The organism is Bradyrhizobium sp. HKCCYLRH3097, from assembly GCF_051167875.1.
GTDB lineage: Bacteria > Pseudomonadota > Alphaproteobacteria > Rhizobiales > Xanthobacteraceae > Bradyrhizobium.
In genome coordinates this window covers 210,807-233,802 of the sequence record NZ_JBNPTX010000003.1, presented here as the reverse complement: position 1 = coordinate 233,802, position 22,996 = coordinate 210,807, and the positions used below count along the sequence as shown (strand labels likewise).

The window sequence follows — 22,996 nt, the reverse complement described above, 5'->3', positions numbered from 1 at the left end:
CTGGCAGCTACGCGGCATACTCTGCTCTCTCCCCCCTTGTGGGGGAGAGGTGGAGAGGGGGGGACCACGAGCGCCGGCACCTGGGGCTCACCCCCCTCCCTGACCCTCCCCCACAAGGGGGGAGGGAACGGAGAGTGCGTGCCGACCCTGACGATGTCGGCGCACGATGTGAGAGCAGCCGCGTGAGTTTCCCCGACGTCACCCCCGAGCTCAAAGCCGCAATGCCGGAGCTGCGCGGGCGGCTCCTCGCCAACGAGAGTCTCGCGCCTCTCACCTGGTTTCGCGTCGGCGGACCGGCGCAGGTGCTGTTCACGCCGGCGGATGCCGACGACCTCGCCTACTTCCTCAAGCACCTGTCCAGTGATCTGCCGCTCTACGTCATCGGCGTCGGCTCCAACCTGATCGCGCGCGACGGCGGCGTGCCGGGCGTCGTGATCCGGCTGGCGCCGCGCGCGTTCGGCGAGGTCAAGGCGGAGGGCGATATCGTGACCGCCGGCACCGCCGCGCTCGACAAGCGCGTCGCCGAGATCGCGGCGTCGGCCAATCTCGCGGGCCTGGAATTCCTGTTCGGTATTCCCGGCACGATCGGCGGCGCGCTGCGGATGAATGCCGGCGCCAATGGCGGCGAGACAAAGGACATCCTGGTCGAGGCGATCGCGATTGACCGCCATGGCAAGACGCACCGCTTCGACAATGCCGAGATGAAGTTCACCTATCGCGCGAGCGGCGTCGATCCGTCGCTGATCTTCACGGCAGCGCGCTTCCGCGGCACGCCGTCGGCGCCGGAGGCGATCCGGGCGCGCATGGCCGAGGTGCAGGCGCATCGTGAGACGGCGCAGCCGATCCGCGAGAAGACCGGCGGCTCGACCTTCAAGAATCCGCCGGGACATTCCGCCTGGAAGCTGGTCGATGCCGCCGGCTGCCGCGGTCTCAAGGTCGGCGGCGCCCAGGTTTCAGAAATGCACTGCAACTTCCTGATCAACACCGGCAACGCCACCGCTGACGACATCGAGACTCTCGGCGAGACCGTGCGCGAGCGGGTCAAGGCGAGTTCGGGCATCGAGTTGCAGTGGGAGATCAAGCGGATCGGAGTCAAGGCGAGCTGATCGCCCCCCCTGCTCAAGTGACGTCAGCGCAATCGCGACTGCGGTTGTGAGATCAACCGAGAAGACATTGATGCGCACCACGATTTTGTTCGGCGGCTCCAACAAGGAGCGCCTCGTCTCGGTCGCCAGCGCCAAAGCGCTGCATGCCGCGCTGCCCGAGGCTGACCTCTGGTTCTGGGAGGCCGACGACACGGTGCATCAGGCGAGCGGCCCGGCGCTCACGGCTCATGCCAAGCCGTTCGAGGAGCCGTTCACCGCCGATGGTGAGAGTATCGGGACGCTCGCCGAGGCGCTCGATCGCGCCAGGGCCGAGGATCGGGTTCTGGTGCTCGGTCTCCACGGTGGCCGGGCGGAGAATGGCGAGCTTCAACTGATGTGCGAGCTTCGCGGCGTGCCGTTCACCGGCTCGAGCTCGGCCGCCTCGCACCTCGCCTTCGACAAGGTTGCCGCCAAGCGCTTCGCCGTGCTCGGCGGGGTCACAGCGGCCGAGGGCGTCGCGTTCGATGACGCCGAAGCGGCGCTGGCGCGCTACGGCCGGCTGATCGCCAAGCCGGTGAAGGACGGATCGAGTTTTGGGCTGATCTTCGTCAACGCCAGCCAGGACCTCGTTGCCGTCAAAGCGGCGGCCGCGACCGAGGAGTACCTGATCGAGCCGTTCGTCACCGGAACGGAAGCGACCTGCGGCGTGCTCGAGCAGGGAGACGGCTCGCTGATCGCGCTGCCGCCGATCGAGATCCTCCCCGCCGACGGCGCCTTCAACTATTTCGCGAAGTACCTCGCCGCGGCGACGAAGGAGATCTGTCCCGGCCGCTTCAGTCCGGAGGTGACGGTCGCGCTGCAGACGGAGGCGATCAAGGCGCATCGCGCGCTGTCCTGCGGCGGCTATTCGCGGACCGACTTCATCGTCTCGGCCAATGGTCCCGTTTATCTCGAGACCAATACGCTGCCCGGGCTGACCGCGGCCTCGCTGTATCCCAAGGCGCTCGCGGCGCAGGGGATCGCTTTTGTCGATTTCCTCAATCAGCAGATCGCCTTGGCGGAGGGGCGCAGCCGTCGATCCGGCGTTCGGTAGACGCCCCGCAGGAACCCGGCCCGGCGTCTCCCGGTGGTTCCTGTAACCCGTAAAATGCTTAAGAATTCCGGGCAAGGTCCTCATAAATCGGAGAAAAAATTCGTCTCCCCGGACCGATTTTACTTTTTGTTTACCAGGACGTCCGAAGGTTAATGCTGGCGCCTCAGTGGTGCTCGGCTGCCGGGTCGTGACGTCACGCATCGCGACGTCACCAGCGTCCGGCGGGCCGGGAGCGCAGGCGTGGGTCCGCGAGTATCTGCGGGCGCAACAGTTTGATGAGCTCGTGCAATGGATGGTGCAGGACGCCTCGCTCGATCGCAGAGGCCTCAAGCGAACCTGAAAGCCGCTGCCCTTGGCGCGGCAATCCTGCTGCGCGAGTATGTCTCGGCCCGCCTTCCGCGTATCGGCTTCGCGCACGGCGGCACGAAGCAAGGCTGGCGGTCGAGCCGAAGAGATCTGGCGTCGATGCAGGCCGCGCGCGCGCCGATGGTCGAGCGCGAGGCGCCGCCGCGCGTGGTCGAGCTCGTCGAGCGCTATTTGCCGCGCCGGCTCGGCACCGTGGCGACCGTGGTGCTCTTGTTCGGCAGCGTCTGGCTCGGCATCGTCAAGGGCGGCCACGCCCAGGACGTCAGCGCGGCCCTGTCCGACACCCGCAATGCCCTGGCCAATGCGGCCGGCTTCCGCATCACGGCCGTGGCGATCAATGGCCGCAAGCAGCTCACCCAGGACGAGATCCTCGCCGTCGGCGGCGTCACCGGCCGCTCCTCGTTGCTGTTCCTCGATGCCGCCGCCGTGCGCGACAGGCTCAAGGCCAACCCCTGGATCGCCGACGCCACGGTGCAGAAGTTCTTTCCGAACCAACTGCAGATCGACGTCGTCGAGCGCAAGGCGTTCGCGCTCTGGCAGCAGGAGGGCCGCCTCTCGGTCATCGCCGATGACGGCGCCGTGCTCGAGCAATATGTCTCGCGCCGTTTCCTGACCCTGCCGCTCGTGGTCGGCAAGGGAGCCGAAAGCCGCGCGCGTGATTTCCTGGCGCTGCTCGCCCGCTACCCGCAGGTGCGCGCGGTCACCAAGGCCGCCGTGTTCGTCGGCGAGCGTCGCTGGAACCTGCGGACCAAGGACGGCCTCGATATTCGCCTGCCCGAGCACGATGTCGGTAATGCGCTCGCGACCCTGACCCAGCTCGACCAGGACGACAAGCTGTTCTCGCGCGACATCGTCGCCATCGACTTGCGGCTGTCGGACCGGCTGACGGTGCAACTGTCCGAGGACGCAGCGAAGGCGCACGACGAGCTGTTCAAGGACAAGAAGTCCAAGAAGAAGGCCGGTGACGCATGACCGGCTTCGATCGCCAGACTCCGAAGACGCGCCCGATGGGCCAGAAGCGCACCGCGCTTGTGGCCTCTCTCGATGTCGGCACCAGCAAGATCGCCTGCATGATCGCGCGGCTGAAGCCGGCGCCGCCCAGCGACGCGCTGCGCGGCCGCACCCACACGGTCGAGTTGATCGGCTACAGCCAGATCCAGTCGCGCGGCGTCAAGGCCGGCGCCGTCGTCGATCCCGTCGAATGCGAGCAGGCCGTGCGGCAGGCGGTCGCGCTGGCCGAGCGCATGGCCAAGGTGCGGGTCGAGTCCGTGCTGCTGCCGGTCGCCGGCGGCCGCGTCATGGGCCATCTGATCGAGGCCACCTCGGACATTCGCGGCGGCGCCGTGACCCAGGCCGATGTCAGCCGCGTGACCTCAACCGGCATGCACCACGCCACCGGTGACGGGCGCGCGGTGCTGCATGCCTTGCCCGTCGGCTACACGCTCGATGGCGTGAAGGGCATCCGCGACCCGCGCGGCATGCTGGCGCGGCAGTTCGGCGTCGACATGAACGTCGTCACGACCGACGCCACCGTGGCCAAGAACCTGATGCTCGTGGTCGAGCGCTGCCACCTCAACGTCGAGGCCATGGCGGCAAGCCCGTATGTTGCCGGGTTGTCGGTGCTGACCGACGACGAGGCCGATCTCGGCGCGGCGGTGGTCGAAATGGGGGCCGGCACCACGACGATCGCGATCTATTCCGGCGGCCGCTTCGTCCATGCCTCCGGTTTTGCGCTCGGCGGGCATCACGTGACCATGGATCTTGCGCGCGGACTATCAGCGTGCATTGCAGATGCCGAGCGAATCAAGACGTTATATGGCACGGTGCTGACTGGCGGGTCCGACGCGCGTGAGTTGATGTCTGTTCCGACGGCCGGTGACAACGAGCGGGATGTTCCGCAGATCGTGTCCCGCGCCACCATCGCGAACATCGTCAGGCACCGCGCAGAGGAGATTTTTGAAATGGTCCGCGACCGGCTGAAGGATTCGCCCTTTGCGGCAGAACCCAAGGCGCGCGTCGTCCTTAGCGGAGGCGCCTCCCAGCTGACGGGGCTGGTCGAGCTTGCGACCCGGATCCTCGACCGCCCGGTGCGCGTCGGCCGTCCGCTCGGTTTCGGCCGTCTCCCCAACGAGGCCAAGAACGCCGCCTTCGCGGTGCCCACCGGGCTTCTGGTCTATCCGCAATACGCGCACCTGGAACACGTCGAACCGCGGCATACGCGGCAGGTCGGGACAGGAACCGACGGCTACTTCGGAAAGGTCGGACGATGGCTACGCGAGGGCTTCTGATGACCGGCTTCCACCCCATGCGATTTTCAACAACACCAACCGCGGCCGGCGGCCGGGGCGAACCCACCCGCGCGTGATCGAGAGGCAATCATGGCACTCACTATTACCCCTCCTGATATCCACGAGCTGAAGCCCCGGATCACCGTGTTCGGTGTCGGCGGCGCGGGCGGCAACGCCGTCAACAACATGATCACGGCCGGCCTGCAGGGGGTGGACTTCGTGGTCGCCAATACCGACGCGCAGGCGCTGACCATGTCCAAGGCTCAGCGCATCATCCAGATGGGCACGCAGGTGACCCAAGGCCTCGGCGCCGGCTCGCAGCCGGACGTCGGCGCCGCCGCCGCGCAGGAGGTGATCGACGAGATCCGCGATCATCTCTCGGGCGCCAACATGGTGTTCGTGACCGCCGGCATGGGTGGCGGAACGGGCACCGGTGCAGCTCCGGTCATTGCCAAGACCGCGCGCGAGATGAACATTCTCACCGTGGGCGTCGTCACCAAGCCGTTCCACTTCGAGGGCGCGCGCCGCATGCGCACCGCGGAGTCGGGCATCTCCGAGCTGCACAAGGTCGTCGACACGCTGCTGATCATCCCGAACCAGAACCTGTTCCGGGTCGCCAACGAGAAGACCACCTTCGCCGACGCCTTCGCGATGGCCGACCAGGTGCTCTATTCCGGCGTCGCCTGCATCACCGACCTGATGGTCAAGGAAGGCCTGATCAACCTCGACTTCGCCGACGTCCGCGCTGTCATGCGTGAGATGGGCAAGGCGATGATGGGCACCGGCGAAGCCTCCGGCGACAAGCGCGCGCTCACCGCCGCCGAAGCCGCCATCGCCAACCCGCTGATCGACGATTCGTCGATGAAGGGCGCGCGCGGCCTCCTGATCTCGATCACCGGCGGCAAGGATCTCACGCTGTTCGAGGTCGACGAAGCTGCGACCCGTATCCGCGAGGAGGTCGACCAGGACGCCAACATCATCGTCGGCGCCACCTTCGACGAATCGCTCGACGGGCTGATTCGGGTCTCGGTGGTCGCGACCGGCATCGAGCAGGCGCAGTTCAACCGGAACGTCACGACCTCACAGCCGGCGGCGGCTGTCGCTCCGATTGCCGCCGCCCCGACCGCTGCCGCGGGTCTCCCTGAAAGCCGCCTCGCCGATCTGACTGCGCGCCTGCGCGCCGACAATCAGCGCCTGGCTGAACGCGCCGCCAAGCTCGAGCAGCAGGCGTCGCAGGCTCCGGCCGTCGCCGCCGCGGCGCCCGCGCCGATGGCGCCTGCGCCGCGTCCGGCGCCGAATCTCGAGCGCGACACGCTGGCCGCCGTTGCCGCCGCAATGGCAAGCGAGCCCGCGCCCTCGGCTGCCCCGGCGCCGGCAGCCTCTTATGGCGACGTGACGGTCCGCCCGATTGCGCAGAAGCCGTCCCTGTTCCCGGAGCCCGAGGCGCAGCGCGCGGCTCCGATCGAGCCGGCGGCCCCGCCCGAGACCTTCATTCCCCAGGCCGCTGAGCGGGTTCCGGTCCGCGCGCCGCGCATGCCCAAGTTCGAGGACCTGCCGATGCCGGCCCAGGCCGAGATCCGTCAGGCGAGGGGCGACGAGGGCGACGAGCATCCGCAGAAGACCCGAATGTCGCTGCTGCAGCGTCTCGCCAATGTCGGTCTCGGCCGCCGGGACGAGGACGCCGAGCCGCCGCTGCCGGTGCGGACCGCGGGTCCTGCCATGCCGCAGATGCCGCCCCTGCCGGAACGTAAGTCGCAGCGGAACGTTGCTCAGCAGGTTGCGAGCCACGAATCGCCTGTCTCGGAATATGCCCGCCGTCCCGCGCCGCAGGGTCTGGACGTCCATGGCCGTCCTGCGCCTGTGTCCCCGGCGCCACAGGGAGACGACCATTTGGATATCCCGGCCTTCCTCCGCCGGCAGGCAACCTGAGAATTGTTACAGCCCTGATGGTGCTGAACAGGCCCGGCTCGCGAGAGCCGGGCCTTTTCCATGGGCCGCCGGGGCTCCGTGATTGCCGTTCAACTAACTGATTTTAAATGATTAATTATTCTTTCGGTGTTTAGATCGGGAACCGGGAGGGTTAAGGCCTCGTTCCAGTTTGGTTAAGGGTTGGCGCGAATACGGCAGAGATGGGGTAACAATCCGTAAAGAAGCGTGAGTTGGCGCTCTTTGGGGCTCTCGTTAAGTTCTGCCGTGACTTGGGGATGCCTGAAAGTGAGTCGGTTCGCGAGGGGCGGGCTGACGAGGGATCAGGCGGGGTCTTGGGCGATCGTCGATGAAATTCAGCCGGCAAACAACGCTTCGTTCGCAAGCCACCGTCACCGGTGTAGGCGTCCACTCTGGCGCGCCTGTCAGCCTGACGATCGGGCCTGCGCCGATCGATGCGGGGATCGTGTTCCTCCGCACCGGCCTCGATGGCGCCGACCGCGAGGTCCAGGCGTCCTTCGGCTCGGTGATCGCCACCGAGTTGGCGACGGTGCTCGGTGACCGCAACGGTCCGCTGGTGTCCACCGCCGAGCATGTTCTCGCCGCGCTGCGCGGCATGGGTGTCGACAATGCGCTGATCGAGGTCGATGGTCCCGAGGTTCCGATCATGGATGGCAGTGCGGCACCGTTCGTCGCTGCCATCGACCAGGCCGGGATCGTCAATCAGTCGGCTCCGCGGCGCTACATTCAGGTGCTCAAGCCGGTCCAGGTGACCATCGGCGCCTCCACGGGCGAGCTGCGTCCAAACAGCTCCGGCTTCTGGGTCGAAGCCGAAATCGATTTCACCAACCCCGTGATCGGCCGCCAAGCCTATCATTTCGAGCTCAGCCCCGAGCGCTTCCGCCGCGAGATCGCCCGCGCCCGCACCTTCGGCTGCATGAGCGACGTGTCGCGACTGTGGAGCGCCGGCTTCGCGCTCGGTTCGTCCTTCGACAACACGCTTGTGTTCGACGAGGACCGCCTGCTCAATCCCGAAGGTCTGCGCTACGCCGACGAATGTGCCCGCCACAAGGTGCTGGATGCGATCGGCGATCTAGCGCTGGCCGGCCTGCCGATGCTCGGAACCTATCGTTCGGTCCGTGGCGGTCACAAGCTCAACCATGCGGTGCTGACTGCTCTGATGGCGGATCGCACGGCTTGGCGGATCGTCGAAGGCGAGACCGTGCGGCGTCCCCGCGTGGCCGCGGAGGTCGTTGGCGGCATGGTCGGTGGCATGGTTGCGCCGGCCTACGGCCCGGACGTGTCCTGAGCGTCGTCCTGCCGCTCAGCTGATCCGTCGACGGGGTTGCGCGACGCGCGACATTGCCGGGAGCTTTGCTTTCGACTTCGTTCGGTTTTTTCCGGCTGCTTTTTTGTCAATGTTTGTTTCTGGCCACGTCTTCTCCGTGGCTGGATCATCGGCATTTCGATGTTTTCCAACGGCTTCCTCAGCGGTAACCATGATGCGTGGCGGCAGCCTCGGTGTTGCCTTAATCCGGGCGGATTGGCTTCCTATGCGGTTGGTTGATGAAGTGTTTTCGGCTAGAGAGGCCGGGGCCGCGTGATGCGTGCCACTGGCGGGGCTCTTCCTTCGCGGTCATGAAGCGACCTTCATGGTGCACGGCGTAGATCAGATCACAGGCATCGGGTTCCAAAGAAGCATGTCGATACAGCGTCTCACGCGCGACCTCCGTCATCCCGCAGCAAGCATCGGCCGGCTCCGGCTCGCCGCGTCGCTGATCCTGCTGGCGCTGCCGTTGAGCGGCTGCGGCACCGGCGGACTCTGGGACAAGTTCCTCGCCAAGGACGACACCTTCGTCGATGAGCCCGCGGACAAGCTCTACAATGAGGGCTTGTACCTGATGAACGAGAAGAAGGACGTCAAAGGCGCGACCAAGAAGTTCGAGGAGGTCGACCGCCAGCATCCTTATTCCGACTGGGCCCGCAAATCGCTGCTGATGTCGGCCTACGCCTCCTATCAGGCCGGCGACTACGATGGCTGCATCGGCGCCGCCACCCGCTACGTGACCCTGCACCCGGGCAGCCCGGACGCGGCCTATGCGCAATACCTGATCGCTGCCTCGCATTACGACCAGATCCCGGACATCAGCCGCGACCAGGGCCGGACCGAGAAGGCCATCGCCTCCCTCGAAGAGGTGGTGCGTAAATATCCGACCTCCGAATACGCCACCAATGCCAAGGCCAAGATGGAGGGCGCCCGCGACCAGCTCGCCGGCAAGGAAATGGATGTCGGCCGCTATTACATGCAGAAGCGCGACTACACGGCCGCCATCAACCGCTTCAAGGCGGTGGTGACGCAGTATCAGACCACGCGGCACGTCGAGGAAGCGCTGTATCGCCTGACCGAGGCCTACATGACGATCGGCATCGTCGGCGAGGCCCAGACCGCGGCGGCCGTGCTCGGGCACAATTTCCCCGACAGCAAGTGGTACAAGGACGCCTACAATCTCGTGAAGTCGGGCGGCGTCGAGCCCGAGGAGAACAAGGGCTCCTACATCTCGCGCGCCTTCAAGAAGCTCGGCCTGGGCTGAGCAATCGGCCGGATCGCTCGTTTGGTCTGGCTTTGTTCTATATTCTTGTTTTGTTCTCTATTTGCTGCTAGCATCGAGTCGTTCGCTCAGGGGCGTTCCGCCCCGTTACGAAGGACTTCGGTTCCATGCTGGCGCGACTGTCGATCCGTGACATCGTCCTGATCGAACGACTCGATCTCGAATTCTCCCATGGACTTGCGGTGCTGACCGGCGAGACCGGTGCCGGCAAGTCGATCCTGCTGGACGCCTTCGCTCTCGCGCTCGGCGGTCGCGGCGACGCCAGCCTGGTGCGCCACGGGGCCGACCAGGGGCAGGTCACGGCCGTGTTCGAGATCGGCAAGGATCATCCCGCCGCCAGGATCCTCGCCGCCAACGGCCTGGATGCCAATGGCGAGATGATCCTGCGCCGCGTCCAGTTCGGCGACGGCCGCACCCGCGCCTTCATCAACGACCAGTCGGTCAGCGTGCAGACGCTGAAAGCGATCGGCGCCACCCTGGTCGAGATCCATGGCCAGCATGATGAGCGTGCGCTGGTCGATGCCGCCACCCACCGCCGGCTGCTGGATGCCTTTGCGGGCCTGGAGAAGGACGTCGCCGCGGTCGAGGCCCTCTGGGCGGCCCGCCGGACCGCGGTCACGGCGCTCGACGAGCACCGGGCGGGCATGGAGCGCGCGGCCCGCGAGGCCGACTATCTGCGGCATGCCTCGGACGAGCTGAAGAAGCTGGCGCCGAAGGAGGGCGAGGAGACGCAGCTCGCCGCCCGCCGCACGGCCATGATGCAGGGCGAGAAGATCGCGGGCGATCTGCGCGACGCGCAGGATGCGGTCAGCGGCAACCAGTCGCCGATCGCCGCGCTGGCCGCGGCCGTTCGCCGGCTGGAGCGACGCGCGGTCAGCTCGCCCGCGCTGGTCGATCCGGCGGTGAAGGCGATCGATTCGGCGATCAACGCCCTGGAGGAGGCCGATCAGCATCTGACGGTGGCGCTCGCGGCCACCGATTTCGATCCGCTGGAGCTGGAGCGCATCGAGGAGCGGCTGTTCGCGCTGCGCGCGGCTGCGCGCAAATATTCGACGCCGGTGGATGGGCTGGCGGCCTTGGCTGCCAAATATGCCGCGGATGTCGTCCTGATCGATGCCGGCGCCGAGCAGTTGAAGAAGCTGGAGGCGGCGGCGGCAACAGCCGATGCGCGCTATGCCGCGGCGGCGGCCAAGCTGTCGGCGGCGCGGACCAAGTCGGCGGAGAAGCTGAACCGGGCCGTCCATGCCGAACTCGCCCCGCTCAAGCTGGAGCGCGCCAAGTTCATGACCCAGGTCGACAGCGACGCCGAGGCGCCGGGGCCGGAGGGCATCGACCGTGTCGAGTTCTGGGTCCAGACCAATCCGGGCACGCGGCCGGGCCCGATGATGAAGGTCGCCTCGGGCGGCGAGCTGTCGCGGTTCCTGCTGGCGCTCAAGGTCGTGCTGTCCGACCGCGGCTCGGCGCCGACCTTGGTGTTCGACGAGATCGACACGGGCGTTGGCGGCGCGGTCGCGGATGCCATCGGCGCCCGGCTGGCGCGGCTCGCGCACGGGGTTCAGGTGATGGCCGTGACCCATGCGCCGCAGGTCGCGGCCAGGGCGGACCAGCATCTCCTGATTTCCAAGGATGCGCTGGATCGCGGCAAGCGTGTCGTCACCCGGGTCAACACGCTCGCCACCCTGCACCGCCGCGAGGAGATCGCCCGCATGCTGGCCGGCGCCGAGGTCACCGCCGAAGCCCGCGCCGCCGCCGACCGGCTGCTGGAGGCTGCGGCGGCGTAGCTGGAAACGGAGCGGGCCGAACGCTTTGGCTCCGGCGTGCGCATTGTGTACACCGTCGTTTCGGAACGGCCTCCGGGCCGTCCCGCAACGACGAGCAGATCATACGCATGCCCAAGACAGCAAAACCGAAGCAGCTCATCGACGTTGCCGATCTCACCAAGGCCCAGGCCAAGGTGGAATGGAAACGGCTGGCGCTGGAGCTCGAGACCCACGACAGGCTCTATTATCAGGATGACGCGCCGAAGATCTCGGACGGCGCCTATGACGAGCTGCGTCGCCGCTTCAATGCGATCGAGAAGCGTTTCCCTGAGCTCGTCAGCAGCGAGTCTCCGTCGCAGAAGGTCGGCGCCGCGCCCTCCGGCCGGTTCAAGAAAGTGCGGCACGCGGTGCCGATGCTGTCGCTCGACAACGCCTTCGCCGAGGAGGACGTGCGCGACTTCGTCGGCCGCATTGCGCGCTTCCTCAAGCTTGCCGACGATCGCATCGATTTCTCGGCCGAGCCGAAGATCGACGGGCTGTCGATGTCGCTGCGTTACGAGGGCGGCGAGCTGGTCACCGCCGCGACGCGTGGTGACGGCGCCGAGGGGGAGGACGTCACCGCCAACATCCGCACCCTGAAGGACGTGCCGCACAAGCTGCACGGCCGCAACCTGCCCGACATCTGCGAAGTGCGCGGCGAGGTCTACATGACCAAGCAGGCCTTCCTCGCGCTCAACGAGCGCCAGAAGGAAGCGGGCGACACCATCTTCGCCAACCCGCGCAACTCCGCCGCAGGCTCGCTGCGGCAGAAGGATCCGGCCATCACCGCCTCGCGTCCCCTCGGCTTCTTCGCCTATGCCTGGGGTGAAATGAGCGCGATGCCGGCGGAGACGCAGAGCGGCATGATCAAATGGTTCGAGCGCTGCGGCTTCACGACCAATCCGCTCACCAGGCTCTGCCACTCGGTGGAGGAACTGATCGCGTTCCATCGTCACATCGAGGAGCAGCGTGCCGAGCTCGACTACGACATCGACGGGGTCGTCTACAAGGTCGACCGCATCGACTGGCAGGAGCGGCTCGGCTTCGTGTCACGCACGCCGCGTTGGGGCATCGCGCACAAGTTTCCGGCCGAGCGCGCCATGACCGTGCTCAAGGACATCGAGATCCAGGTCGGCCGCACCGGCTCGTTCACGCCGGTCGGCAAGCTTGAGCCGGTCGGTGTCGGCGGCGTCATCGTGCAGAACGTGACGCTGCACAATGAGGACTACATCAAGGGGATCGGCAACAAGGGCGAGGTTCTGCGCGAGGGCCGCGACATCCGGATCGGCGACACCGTCGTGATCCAGCGCGCTGGCGACGTCATCCCACAGGTGGTCGACGTCCTCATCGACAAGCGGCCGAAGAACGCCAAGGAATTCCATTTCCCCAAGACGTGCCCGTGCCCGCTGCATACCGACGTCGTGCGGGAGGAGATTGCGACCGGCGAGGAGGGCTCGCGCGCCCGCTGCACCGGCGAGTTCGCCTGTCCGTTCCAGAAGATCGAGCACCTCAAGCTGTTCGCCTCGCGCCGCGCTTTCGACATCGACGGCCTGGGCGAGAAGCAGATCCAATTCTTCTTCGACCAGGGCTGGGTCAAGGAGCCCGCCGACATCTTCACGCTGGCCGCGCGCAACGCCAAGCTGAAGCTCGAGGAGATTGAGGGCTATGGCGAGACCTCGGTGCGCAATCTCTTCAATGCCATCGACGCCCGGCGCGAGATCGCGCTGGAGCGCTTCATCTTTGCGCTCGGCATGCGCCATGTCGGCGAGACCACGGCGCTGGCGTTGGCGCGCGGCTACGGCTCCTGGGATGCGTTCCACGAAGCCTGTCTCAAGGTCGCCAACGGCGACGAGGAGGCGATCGCGGAGATGGATGCGCTCGACCAGATCGGCGACACCGTGATCAAGAGCGTCGCCGCCTATTTCGGCGAGGACCATAATCGCGGCATCGTCGAGCGGCTGACGAAAGAGGTGAAGATCCTCGACGCGGAGAAGCCGAAGCGCAATTCGCCGATCGCGACCAAGACCGTGGTGTTCACCGGCACGCTGGAAAAGATGACGCGCGATGAAGCCAAGGCGACCGCCGAGCGGCTCGGCGCGAAAGTCTCGGGCTCGGTGTCGAAGAAGACGGACTACGTCGTCGCCGGTCCCGGCGCGGGATCAAAGCTGAAGGACGCGCAGAAGCACGGCGTGCAGGTGCTCACCGAGGACGAGTGGCTGCAGCTGATCGGGGAGTAGCAGCTCCGCGGTGTCGGTGCGACAGACGCTGGATGCGCCCTAACAATTGTCATCATCCGCGAAAGCGGATGATCCAGTATTCCAGAGGCATTTGTCATGGAGCCAGGACGCTTCGGCCTGCTGGTTACCCGCCTGCGCGGGGTATGACGCCGACAGTGACGCGCGGTCGTGCAGTCGCTCACGCACCTCCCTCACATTACCCCGGCTTCGTCCTCTTCCGCCGTCTCGATCAGCTCCTTCGTCACCTTCATCTGCGTGCGCGGGACCAGGAAGATCATGCTGCAGGCGCAGGCGAGGGACAGGGTGAGCATCGCTGATGTCAGCGGCAGCGTGCTGCTGAAATGGCCGCCGAGCCAGGCGCCGAGCTGCGACGTCAGCGCGCCCACGCCCATCTGCAGGAAGCCCATCGCGCCGGAGGCGGTGCCGGCCGCGCCCGGCCGGACGCTGATGGCGCCGGCGGCGGAGTTCGCCATCACGGCGGCATTGGCGAACATCAGCAGCATCTGCGTGCCGAACAGCACCGAAGGCACCTGGTTGAAGCCGAACAGGCTCCACGTGAAGTTCAGCGCGGCGCTGGTGAGCTGCAGCCCCAGTCCGAACCAGATCAGCCGATCGAGCGAATGGCGCGGCGCGTAGCGCACGCAGAACAGGTTGCCGACGAAATAGGCGAAGCCGGTGGTCGCAAACCACGCGCCATACTCCGCCGAGGAGCGGCCCATCTGCACCTCGACGATATACGGCCCGCCGCCGGCGAAGGCGAAGATGATCTGCGAGGCCAGCACCTGGCACAGCATGTAGCCGAGGAAGGCGCGGCTCTTCACCAGCATGGCGACGTCGCGGCGGAAGCTCGCGTCTTCGACGCGGGCAGGGCGGGTCTCCGGCAGCGCCATGGTCACGGCGATCGCGATCACGATCGACAGCGCGGCGACGACGTAGAAGATGGCGTGCCAGCCGAACGCGATCTCGATCAGGCCACCGGTCAGCGGCGACAGCATCTGCGCGATCATCATGACCGCGACGACGAGGCTGATCATCGCGCCGATGCGCTCGCGCGGATAGAGATCGCGGATGATGGCGCGGCTGATCACCATGCCGCTGGCGCCGCCGAGCGCCTGGAAGAAGCGCGCCGCGATCAGCTGGGGCAGGGTGTCGGCGAAGATGCAGCTGACGCTCGCGACGATCGACAGCGCGAGCCCTGCGAGCATCACGGGGCGGCGGCCGAAGCGGTCCGACAGCGGCCCGAGCAGCAGCTGCGAGATCGCGATGCCGGCCATGTAGAACGACACCGTCATCTGCACCACGGAGGCGTCGCGCCCGAACGTGGTCGCGAGCATCGGCAGGGCTGGCACCAGCAGGTATAGCGAGATCGGCGCCAGGCCGGTCATTACGACCAGCAGGACCAGCAGCGTGCGCGAGGGAGCGGCGCGCGGTGGCGCCGCCCCAGGCGGTCTGCTGATCATTCCATGCATGCTGCCGCTCAAATCGGGTGAACGCCCTGACTGTAGCGGCCTTCCGCTTCGCGGAAATGCCTGTTTCGGCATGCGCCCATGCGGGCAGCGGGACAGTTCGTAGCTGGACAGTCCGGATGACTACAGTGGCGCAGTCGCCTGATCGAGCCAGCGCTGGTCGCTGTCGTCGAGCGCTGCACGGACGGTTTCCCTGACCCGGGCATGATAGGCGTCGAGCCATGCCCGTTCCTCGGCGGTCAGCATGACGACATCGATCAGGCGGCGGTCGATCGGCGCCAGGGTCAGCGCCTCGAAGCCGTTCATCGGCTTCTCCGCGCCTGCGACGTCCTTCGCCACAACGAGCTCAAGGTTCTCGATGCGGATGCCGAAGGCGTCGGTCTTGTAGTAGCCGGGCTCGTTGGACAGGATCATGCCGCGCTTCAGTGGCGTCGTGCCGAGTTTCGAGATGCGCGCGGGTCCCTCGTGCACGGACAGATAGCTGCCGACGCCGTGGCCGGTGCCGTGCTCGAAATCGATGCCCGCCTGCCACAGGAACTGCCGCGCCAGGGTGTCGAGCTGCGCACCGGTGGTGCCGTCGGGGAAGATCGCGCGTGCGATCGCGAGGTGGCCGCGCAGCACGCGGGTGAAGCGGTCGCGCATCTCCTCGGTCGGCGCGCCCACGGCGATCGTGCGGGTGACGTCAGTGGTGCCGTCCTGATATTGCGCGCCGGAATCGATCAGCAGCAGATCACCCGGCATGATGCGGCGGTTGCTCTTGCGGGTGACGCGATAATGCACGATGGCGCCGTTGGGACCGGTGCCCGAGATGGTCGGGAACGAGACGTCCCTGAGTGCGCCGGTGTCGCGGCGAAAGCTCTCCAGCGCCTCGACCGCATCGATCTCGGTCAACGTGCCCTTCGGCGCCTCGCGATCGATGAAGGCGAGAAAGCGCGCCAGCGCCACCGCATCGCGCTGATGGGCGCGCCGCGTGCCGTCGATCTCCACCGCGTTCTTGGCGGCCTTGAGCAGGCTGACCGGATCGGCGCCGCGCACCGCCTTGCCGCCGGCGCCCTGGATCAGCCGCGTCAGGGCATCGGCGGCCGTGGCGCTGTCGAGCGCGACGGCTGCGCCGGATTGTGCGAGCTCGCTCAGGCGCAGTGTCAGCGTGTCCGGCTCCGCCACATCAGCGCTCTGCTCGAGATGATCGCGCGTCAGGTTCGAGAGCTTGCGGGAATCGATGAAGATGGTCGGACGTCCGGCCTTGGGCACCAGCGCATAGGACAGCGGCAGCGGCGTGTGCGAGACGTCGGCGCCGCGGATGTTGAAGGTCCAGGCGACGTTGTGGGAATCGGACAGCACCAGCGCCTCGACCCCGAGGCGCTCGATCTCCTGGCGGATCCGGCCGAGCTTGTCCGCCTCGCTCTCGCCGGACAATTCCGCGCCGTGGATGGAGACGGCGCCGAGCGGCGGCAGCGGCCGTTCGGTCCAGATGCTGTCGACCGGGTTGCGCTCGACCGGCACCAGCTCCGCGCCCGCCTTGGCGCAAGCGGCGGCCAGACGTTCGGCCGCGGCCGTCGTATGCAGCCACGGATCGAAGCCGACTCGGTCACCGCTCTGCAGGTGTCGCGTCAGCCAACTCTCGGGCGGCGGCTCGATCAGCGATTCCACCATCCAGGCCTTGCCGTCGACCTGCTTGCCGGCCTGCAGCGTATAGCGGCCGTCGACGAAGATCGCGGCTGCCTGCGGCAGCACGATCGCGAGGCCGGCCGAGCCGGTGAAGCCGGTCAGCCATGCCAGCCTTTCCTCCGATGGCGGCACATATTCGTTCTGCTGCTGGTCGGCCCGAGGCACGATGAATCCGGTGAGCTTGCGCCTGGCCAGCTCTTCGCGGAGCGCGGCCAGCCGCGCGGTCAGCGCCACGCCGGTTTCGGGTTCTTCGAACGTCTGGAACAGAGCTTCGAACATCGGTCTCATACTTTAGAAGTGGATCTTGCCGCGTCGGCGACGAATACTCCTTCAGCCGACAGTGCAGTGCACGAAGAATCTCCTTGCATTCGCCTGTGCAAAAAGATTTGCTGTCGCATGCCAGTCATCCGAAAGAGGTGCGGCGAGGAAACGTATGGACGTGACGACCGCGATCGTAAAGATCATCCACGGTCGGTCGCATGATCCGGGGAGTGCCTCAACTCAACGGCGAGGGGATGCACGATGCCTGCTTTTACCTTCGAAAAACTATCGGCGCCCGCGCCAAGCGGACCGGCGTCCGCACCGGCCGAGAAGCCGCGCAGCGCGCTGGCCGATCTCGTCAATCGTCTCGTTGCGCCGCGCGGTCGACGTGCCTCGCGTAATCAGTCCGACTCAACCTCCCAGCAGAGCCAGCCGAAGACGTAGTCGCGAGCTTGCCGCACCAGCGTGCAGGTTCGATCCACGCCGCGAGCTGATCCGCCTCACTGCTGCTTCTGCAGCAACAGGCTGCTCCACCCCTCGATTCTCAAATGCCGGATCGGAACCAGGCCGCGAGCGCGATAGGCGGCGCGGACGGCGCGTGCCTGCGGGGTCAACAGGCCCGACAGGATCACGAAGGCTCCAGGCGCGAGGTGGCGCAGCATCGGCGCGGCCAGCTGGCACAGCGGGTTGGCCAGGATATTCGCCAGCACCAGGTCGAACGGGCCGCACCGGGCAAAGTCCGGGGCGGCGAAGCCGGTGGCGCGGATGACCCGGACCAGGGGGCCTGCGCCGTTGAGCCGGGCGTTCTCCCGCGCCACCATGACCGAGGGCGCATCGATGTCGCTCGCCAGCACGGACCGGTGCATCGCCTTGGCGGCGGCGATGGCGAGCACGCCGGTTCCGGTGCCGAGGTCGAGCACCCGTCGCGGCGCGCGCGCCTTGAGCACGTGATCGAGCAGCAGCAGGCAGCCGCGGGTGGTGCCGTGGTGGCCGGTGCCGAAGGCGAGCGCCGCCTCGATCTCGATCCCGAGCTTGTTGCCGGGCACCCGCTGCCGGTCATGGCTGCCATGGACCATGAAGCGGCCGGCCGGCACCGGAACGAGGTCGTCCAGGCTGGCCTTGACCCAGTCCTTGGCCTCGACGACCTCGAACGCCAGGGTCTGGGCCACGTCGGAGCCTGCCGCCCCGCCGACCAACTCGCGCACCAGCGCCTGGTCGGGCGGGTCGGCAAAATGAACCGTGACGTCCCAGCGCCCGTCCGGACGCTCGAACGCCGCCACCGCCGCGTCGCCCTCGAAGAACACCTCGGTCAGGACGTCGACCGCCGGGCGGGCGGTCGCTTCATCGGCAACCGTGAAGCTGGCCTTGTGGGTGGCGGGCGTGGTCGTTGAGGTCATCAAGGTGGATCCTGGCGAGATTTGACGGCGTGGTTAAGGGAATTGCCTGCCAACGCAAGCGATAGGGCCGCAATGCGGCCGGATCTGCACATCCGGCGGTTGTATAATGCCTTTCCTGATCCGAATAAAAGTTGAGGTTCAATTGCAGCGAAGAATCTCTGCAACTTGAACTGGGGGCATTATCCCGACTTTAGGGTCCTGACCCCTAATTTTCCCGTCATGGGAACCGGATGATCCTCGGTTCCTGGGTTGGGAAACGAGGTTCAGATGAAGTCCATTCTGTCGAAGTTCTTGCGTGATGAATCCGGCGCCACCGCCATCGAATACGGCCTGATTGCAGCGGGCATCTCGCTGGCGATCATTGCCGCCGTCAACGGCCTGGGCAGCTCGCTCAGCAGCAAGTTCGAATCGATCAACACGTCGCTGAAGTAATCCGACCGCCGCGGCACCCTCGAAGAACCGGGCCTCAGCGCCCGGTTTTTCTGCTCTTGAGAGGGCGTATCGAACGCCGGGTCCACAGCATATCCACACGGCCGTGCACTGCTTCTTTGGCGGTTGATCCACCGCTTGTCCACAGGGGTGTGCCGCGCCTTTCCACCCCTTATCCTCAGCCGAACAAAGCGCGATGGTCCGCCAGGATCGCCTGGGCCGCATTGTGGCCGGGGGCGCCGGTGACGCCGCCACCGGGATGGCTGCCGGAGCCGCAATGGTAGAGCCCCTTCAGCGGCGAGCGATAGTCGGCGTGACCGAGCATGGGGCGGGCCGAGAACAACTGGTTCAAGGTCAGCGCGCCGTGGAAGATGTCGCCACCGATCAGCCCGAACTGGCGTTCGAGGTCGAGCGGTGACAGCACCTGCCGGCCGAGCACGCTGGCCGCAAAGCCCGGCGCATAGCGGTCGACGGTCGCGATCATCAGGTCGGCGACCTCGTCGCGATGATTGTCCCAGGAGCGGCCGTCCGGCAGCTCGGGCGCGACATGCTGGCAGAACAGGCTGGCGACGTGCCGGCCCGCGGGCGCCAGCGTCGGGTCGAGCGTGGAGGGGATCAGCAGTTCGACCACGGGATCGCGGCTCCAGCCATGCGCCCGCGCGTCGAGATAGGCCTGGTCCATGTAGCCGAGGCTCGGGCCAAGGATGATTCCCGCGGACAGATGGTCGCCTTCGCCCGGCAGCGCGCTGAACGAGGGCAGCCGGTCGAGCGCCACGTTCATGCGGAACGTGCCCGAACCGCAGCGCCAGTTCCGGATGCGGCTCAGGAACGGCTCGGGCACGGCACCGGCCGGCACCAAGCGCGTATACAGCAGCTTCGGGTTCACGTTGGCGACGACGTGGCGGGCGCGGATGGTGCGGCCATCCTCGAGCACGATGCCGACCGCGCGGTCGCGCTCGACGATCACCTCGCGCACGCCGGCCTCGACCTCGACCAGCGTTCCCAGCTCTTTCAGGCACCCGGCCATCGCCTGCGTGATCGCGCCCATCCCGCCGATCGCATGGCCCCAGACGCCCTTCTTGCCGTTCACCTCGCCGAAGGCGTGATGCAGCATCACATAGGCCGAGCCGGCAGCGTAGGGGCTGGCATAGTTGCCGACGATGGCATCGAAGCCGAACAGCGCCTTCACCAGGTCGGTCTCGAAGATCTCGTCGAGCATCTCGCCGGCCGAGCGCGTGAAAAGGTCGAGCAGGTCGCGCTGCTGCTCCAGCGACAGTGCGCGCAGGGTGTTGGCGGTGCCGAGCGCGTTGAACGCCTCGCGGATCGCCGACAGCCCGAACTGGGCGACCAGATTCGGTGGCGCCCGCAGCACGAGGCTGCGAAGCACATCCGCGATCGCCTCGAGCCGGGCCGAGAACGGGCCGATCGCGTCGGCGTCGCGCTGGCTCAGCCGCGCAACCGAAGCCAGCGTGCGACCCTCGCCCGTCAGCAGATAGCGACCGTCCGGCGAGGGCAGGAAGTTCTGCGCCCGGCGCTCGACGATCTCGAGCCCGTGCTCGAGCAGCTTCAGGTCGGAGATGACGCGCGGATTGAGCAGGCTCACCGTGTAGGACGCGACGGAGTTGCGGAAGCCCGGATGAAACTCCTCGGTCACCGCAGCGCCGCCGACCACCTTGCGACGCTCGACCACATGCACCCGCAGGCCCGCCATGGCGAGATAGGCCGCACAGGTCAGGCCGTTGTGGCCCGCGCCGATGATGATGACGTCGGTTTCATTCATGTCAGCTTCAAGAAGCCCTGTTTAATGGCCCGCACCGGGAACCTCGGCTGGTGCTGTCGCGCCGGAAGGCTGCGACGTCAAGGAAAACTCCATTTTGCCTCAGCTGCTCGCCATACCGCCCTGCGATCCGCTATGTCTCGTCTGCTCATCGCGGTCCGGCCTCGGCATCTGATGCCGGCCGCGCTGCTGCCGGAGTTGTCATGACCTCAATCGCCTCGCCCGCCGCCGTCGCTCAGCCCTCCGCCGCACGCAACCGGCTGGTGCTCGTCGTCTATACCGCCGCCATTTTCGTCAGCGCGCTGCTGTTGTTCTCGGTGCAGCCGCTGTTCACCAAGATGGTGCTGCCGCGGCTCGGCGGCTCGCCGGCGGTGTGGTCGGTGGCGATGGTGTTCTTCCAGACCCTGCTGCTGGCGGGCTACGCCTATGCGCATTTTCTCACCCAGCTGCGCAGCCGGGTGCTGCCGATCGCGATTCATCTGCTGCTGCTCGGTTTCGCAATCCTGGGCTTGCCGCTGTCGATCGCGAGTAGCTGGGGCGATCCGCCGACCTCGGGCTACGGGCTGTGGCTGCTCGGCCTGTTCACCGTGTCGATCGGCCTGCCGTTTTTCGCGCTCGCCGCCAACAATCCGCTGCTGCAGGCGTGGTTCGTGCGCACGGGTCATCCGGCCGCGCCCGACCCGTATTTCCTCTATGCGTCGTCGAACATCGGCAGCTTTCTGGCGCTGCTGTCCTATCCTCTGCTGATCGAGCCGATCTTCAGCCTGCGCATGCAGAACCTGATCTGGACCGGTGGCTATGGCCTCCTGATCGCGCTGATCGCCGGCTGCGGCGTCCTGCTGTTGCGGTCGCCCGTGATCGTGACGAGCCTGCTGCACACCGGCGACAGCCATGCGCCGGCGCCACGCTGGCTGCTGCGCCTGCGCTGGATCTTCCTGGCCGCAGTGCCCTCCGGCCTGCTGATCGCGGTGACCGCGCACATCTCCACCGACGTCGCGGCCGCCCCCTTGCTATGGGTGCTGCCGCTGTCGCTCTATTTGCTGACCTGGGTGCTGGTGTTCCAGTCGCGGCCGCTGCTGCCGCACAAATGGATGCTGGCGCTGCAGCCGCTGGCGATCGCCGGCGTCGTCGTGCTGCTCGCCTTCGGCGGCGAGCAGAATCTCGCGCTCACGCTCGGCGGTCACCAGCTCTGCTTCTTCATCATCGCCATGGCCTGCCATGGTGAGCTCGCGCGCACGCGCCCGCCGGCCAAATATCTCACCGGCTTCTATGTCGCGCTGTCGTTCGGTGGCATGGTCGGCGGCCTGTTCGCCGGCTTGATCGCCCCCTTCACCTTCTCATGGGTTGCCGAATATCCGATCCTGCTGGCGCTGGCGGCGCTGTGCCGGCCCGCGGCCAACGAGCGCTTGCCCGGGATCACGCGCTGGTACTGGCTCCCGCTCGCGGTCATCGCCGTCGCGCTGCTGGTGCCCGCCGGCATGACCGGCAAGGTCACGACCTATCTCGAGGACCACCGCGTCTATGTCGCGGGCGCCGTAGGCGTGCTCGCAGCGCTGCTCGCTCTGCTGCTGAACGGTGGCCGCTGGAAGGTGTTCGCGACGGCCGCGCTCGCGCTCGTCCTGATCCGCGCCTATCCGGCCGATGACGGCCGCGTCGAGACGGTGCGCAGCTTCTTCGGCGTGCACAAGATCGTGGTGACATCGGACGGGCACTACCACGTGCTGATGCACGGCACGACCATTCACGGCGCGCAGAAATATCTCAACGCCGATGGCTCCAAGGTGACGGGGCGGCCCGAGCCGATCACCTACTATCACAAGGACGGCGGCATCGGCCGCGCCATCACCGCGATCCGGGAGCGCAAGGGCGCGCCGCTCAAGGTCGCCGTCATCGGCGTCGGCGCCGGCACGCTCACATGCGCAGCCGAGCCTGGCGAGAGCTGGAAATTCTTCGAGATCGATCAGACCATGGTCGACACCGCCAGCGACACGAAATATTTCAGCTACATCAGGAACTGCGCGCCGGACATCAAGCCCGTCATCGGCGATGCCCGGCTGACCTTTGCCAAGGAGCCGGACGGCGCCTACGATCTGATCATCGTCGACGCCTATTCCTCGGATGCGATTCCGATCCATCTGGCGACGGAGGAGGCGATGGCGATCTACAAGGCGAAGCTGGCGCCGCAGGGCGCCGTCGTGATGCACGTCTCCAATCGGCATCTGGAGCTGGAGAGCGTCGTTGTCGGCATCGCCGACGCCAACGACCTGAAGAGCTGGGTCTACAACGAGGACTCCGGCCGCGACGACGAGTACATCTTCTCCACCGACGTCGTCATCAGCGCGCGCGAGGACGCCGACGTCGGCAAGCTGGCCTCCTCGGACAAGTGGACCGAAACTGAGCCGACCGACGGCGAACGGGTCTGGACCGACGATTATTCGAACATTCTCGGCGCGGTGTATCGGCGGCTTCGCGACGGCGAGTAACAGGGCGCTGCCGCCGTTCGACGTTGCCGGGCCCGGATCGCCGTGATGATGGCGTCTGCGCCCAAAGAGGTGCGCGCCTCGTCAGCGGCGGGCCTCGGTTGCATTGCCGCAT

15 protein-coding genes are annotated in these 22,996 nt (G+C 66.8%); 11 read left to right on the top strand and 4 right to left on the bottom strand.

Features of this window, described 5'->3' with window-relative positions; translation table 11 throughout:
* Positions 1–182 precede the first annotated feature (182 nt).
* From murB to ligA, 9 genes are all read left to right on the top strand, one after another.
* Positions 183–1,106: a UDP-N-acetylmuramate dehydrogenase gene (murB, locus tag ACQR0U_RS10065; protein ID WP_434843141.1), complete on the top strand. Its 924-nt coding sequence runs from the start codon at positions 183–185 to the stop codon at positions 1,104–1,106.
* Positions 1,107–1,176: 70 nt separating this feature from the next.
* Complete coding sequence (locus ACQR0U_RS10060; protein WP_434843140.1) at positions 1,177–2,178, top strand: D-alanine--D-alanine ligase family protein; 1,002 nt, start codon at positions 1,177–1,179, stop codon at positions 2,176–2,178.
* Between the two features lie 288 nt (positions 2,179–2,466).
* Entirely contained in the window at positions 2,467–3,516 is a 1,050-nt protein-coding gene (locus ACQR0U_RS10055; protein WP_434843139.1) for a cell division protein FtsQ/DivIB, read from the top strand.
* Positions 3,513–4,832: a cell division protein FtsA gene (gene ftsA, locus ACQR0U_RS10050; protein ID WP_315713429.1), complete on the top strand. Its 1,320-nt coding sequence runs from the start codon at positions 3,513–3,515 to the stop codon at positions 4,830–4,832. The genes ACQR0U_RS10055 and ftsA overlap by 4 nt, the downstream gene beginning before the upstream one ends.
* A 90-nt stretch (positions 4,833–4,922) precedes the next feature.
* The gene (gene ftsZ, locus ACQR0U_RS10045; RefSeq protein WP_316226152.1) at positions 4,923–6,761 is read left to right on the top strand and encodes a cell division protein FtsZ; all 1,839 of its coding nucleotides are present in this window, start codon (positions 4,923–4,925) and stop codon (positions 6,759–6,761) included.
* 346 nt (positions 6,762–7,107) lie between these two features.
* The gene (gene lpxC, locus ACQR0U_RS10040; RefSeq protein ID WP_315713427.1) at positions 7,108–8,067 is read left to right on the top strand and encodes a UDP-3-O-acyl-N-acetylglucosamine deacetylase; all 960 of its coding nucleotides are present in this window, start codon (positions 7,108–7,110) and stop codon (positions 8,065–8,067) included.
* Between the two features lie 391 nt (positions 8,068–8,458).
* A complete protein-coding gene (locus ACQR0U_RS10035) occupies positions 8,459–9,349 on the top strand; it encodes an outer membrane protein assembly factor BamD (protein ID WP_315713426.1) in 891 nt (296 codons plus the stop codon).
* 125 nt (positions 9,350–9,474) lie between these two features.
* Positions 9,475–11,148: a DNA repair protein RecN gene (recN, locus tag ACQR0U_RS10030; protein ID WP_315713425.1), complete on the top strand. Its 1,674-nt coding sequence runs from the start codon at positions 9,475–9,477 to the stop codon at positions 11,146–11,148.
* Between the two features lie 107 nt (positions 11,149–11,255).
* The gene (gene ligA / locus ACQR0U_RS10025) at positions 11,256–13,403 is read left to right on the top strand and encodes an NAD-dependent DNA ligase LigA (RefSeq protein ID WP_316226150.1); all 2,148 of its coding nucleotides are present in this window, start codon (positions 11,256–11,258) and stop codon (positions 13,401–13,403) included.
* 191 nt (positions 13,404–13,594) lie between these two features.
* On the opposite strand, the gene ACQR0U_RS10020 is transcribed toward ligA, so the two are convergent.
* The 3 genes from ACQR0U_RS10020 to ACQR0U_RS10010 form a co-directional block, all read right to left on the bottom strand.
* Positions 13,595–14,872 (bottom strand): multidrug effflux MFS transporter, encoded by a 1,278-nt coding sequence (locus ACQR0U_RS10020; protein ID WP_315769148.1) that lies wholly within the window; start codon positions 14,870–14,872, stop codon positions 13,595–13,597.
* 120 nt (positions 14,873–14,992) lie between these two features.
* Positions 14,993–16,816, bottom strand: coding sequence for an aminopeptidase P family protein (locus ACQR0U_RS10015; protein ID WP_434843138.1), 1,824 nt, complete (start codon positions 16,814–16,816; stop codon positions 14,993–14,995).
* Between the two features lie 482 nt (positions 16,817–17,298).
* Positions 17,299–18,195 carry a 50S ribosomal protein L11 methyltransferase gene (locus tag ACQR0U_RS10010; RefSeq protein WP_434843137.1) on the bottom strand — a complete coding sequence of 299 codons (897 nt, stop codon included), beginning with the start codon at positions 18,193–18,195 and terminating at the stop codon, positions 17,299–17,301.
* Between the two features lie 267 nt (positions 18,196–18,462).
* On the opposite strand from ACQR0U_RS10010, the gene ACQR0U_RS10005 reads away from it, so the two are divergent.
* Positions 18,463–18,627 (top strand): Flp family type IVb pilin, encoded by a 165-nt coding sequence (locus ACQR0U_RS10005; RefSeq protein ID WP_315713419.1) that lies wholly within the window; start codon positions 18,463–18,465, stop codon positions 18,625–18,627.
* Between the two features lie 175 nt (positions 18,628–18,802).
* On the opposite strand, the gene ACQR0U_RS10000 is transcribed toward ACQR0U_RS10005, so the two are convergent.
* A complete protein-coding gene (locus ACQR0U_RS10000) occupies positions 18,803–20,404 on the bottom strand; it encodes a phytoene desaturase family protein (RefSeq protein WP_315713418.1) in 1,602 nt (533 codons plus the stop codon).
* A 200-nt stretch (positions 20,405–20,604) separates the two neighbouring features.
* On the opposite strand from ACQR0U_RS10000, the gene ACQR0U_RS09995 reads away from it, so the two are divergent.
* Positions 20,605–22,884 (top strand): fused MFS/spermidine synthase, encoded by a 2,280-nt coding sequence (locus ACQR0U_RS09995; RefSeq protein ID WP_316169805.1) that lies wholly within the window; start codon positions 20,605–20,607, stop codon positions 22,882–22,884.
* The last annotated feature ends 112 nt before the right edge of the window (positions 22,885–22,996 follow it).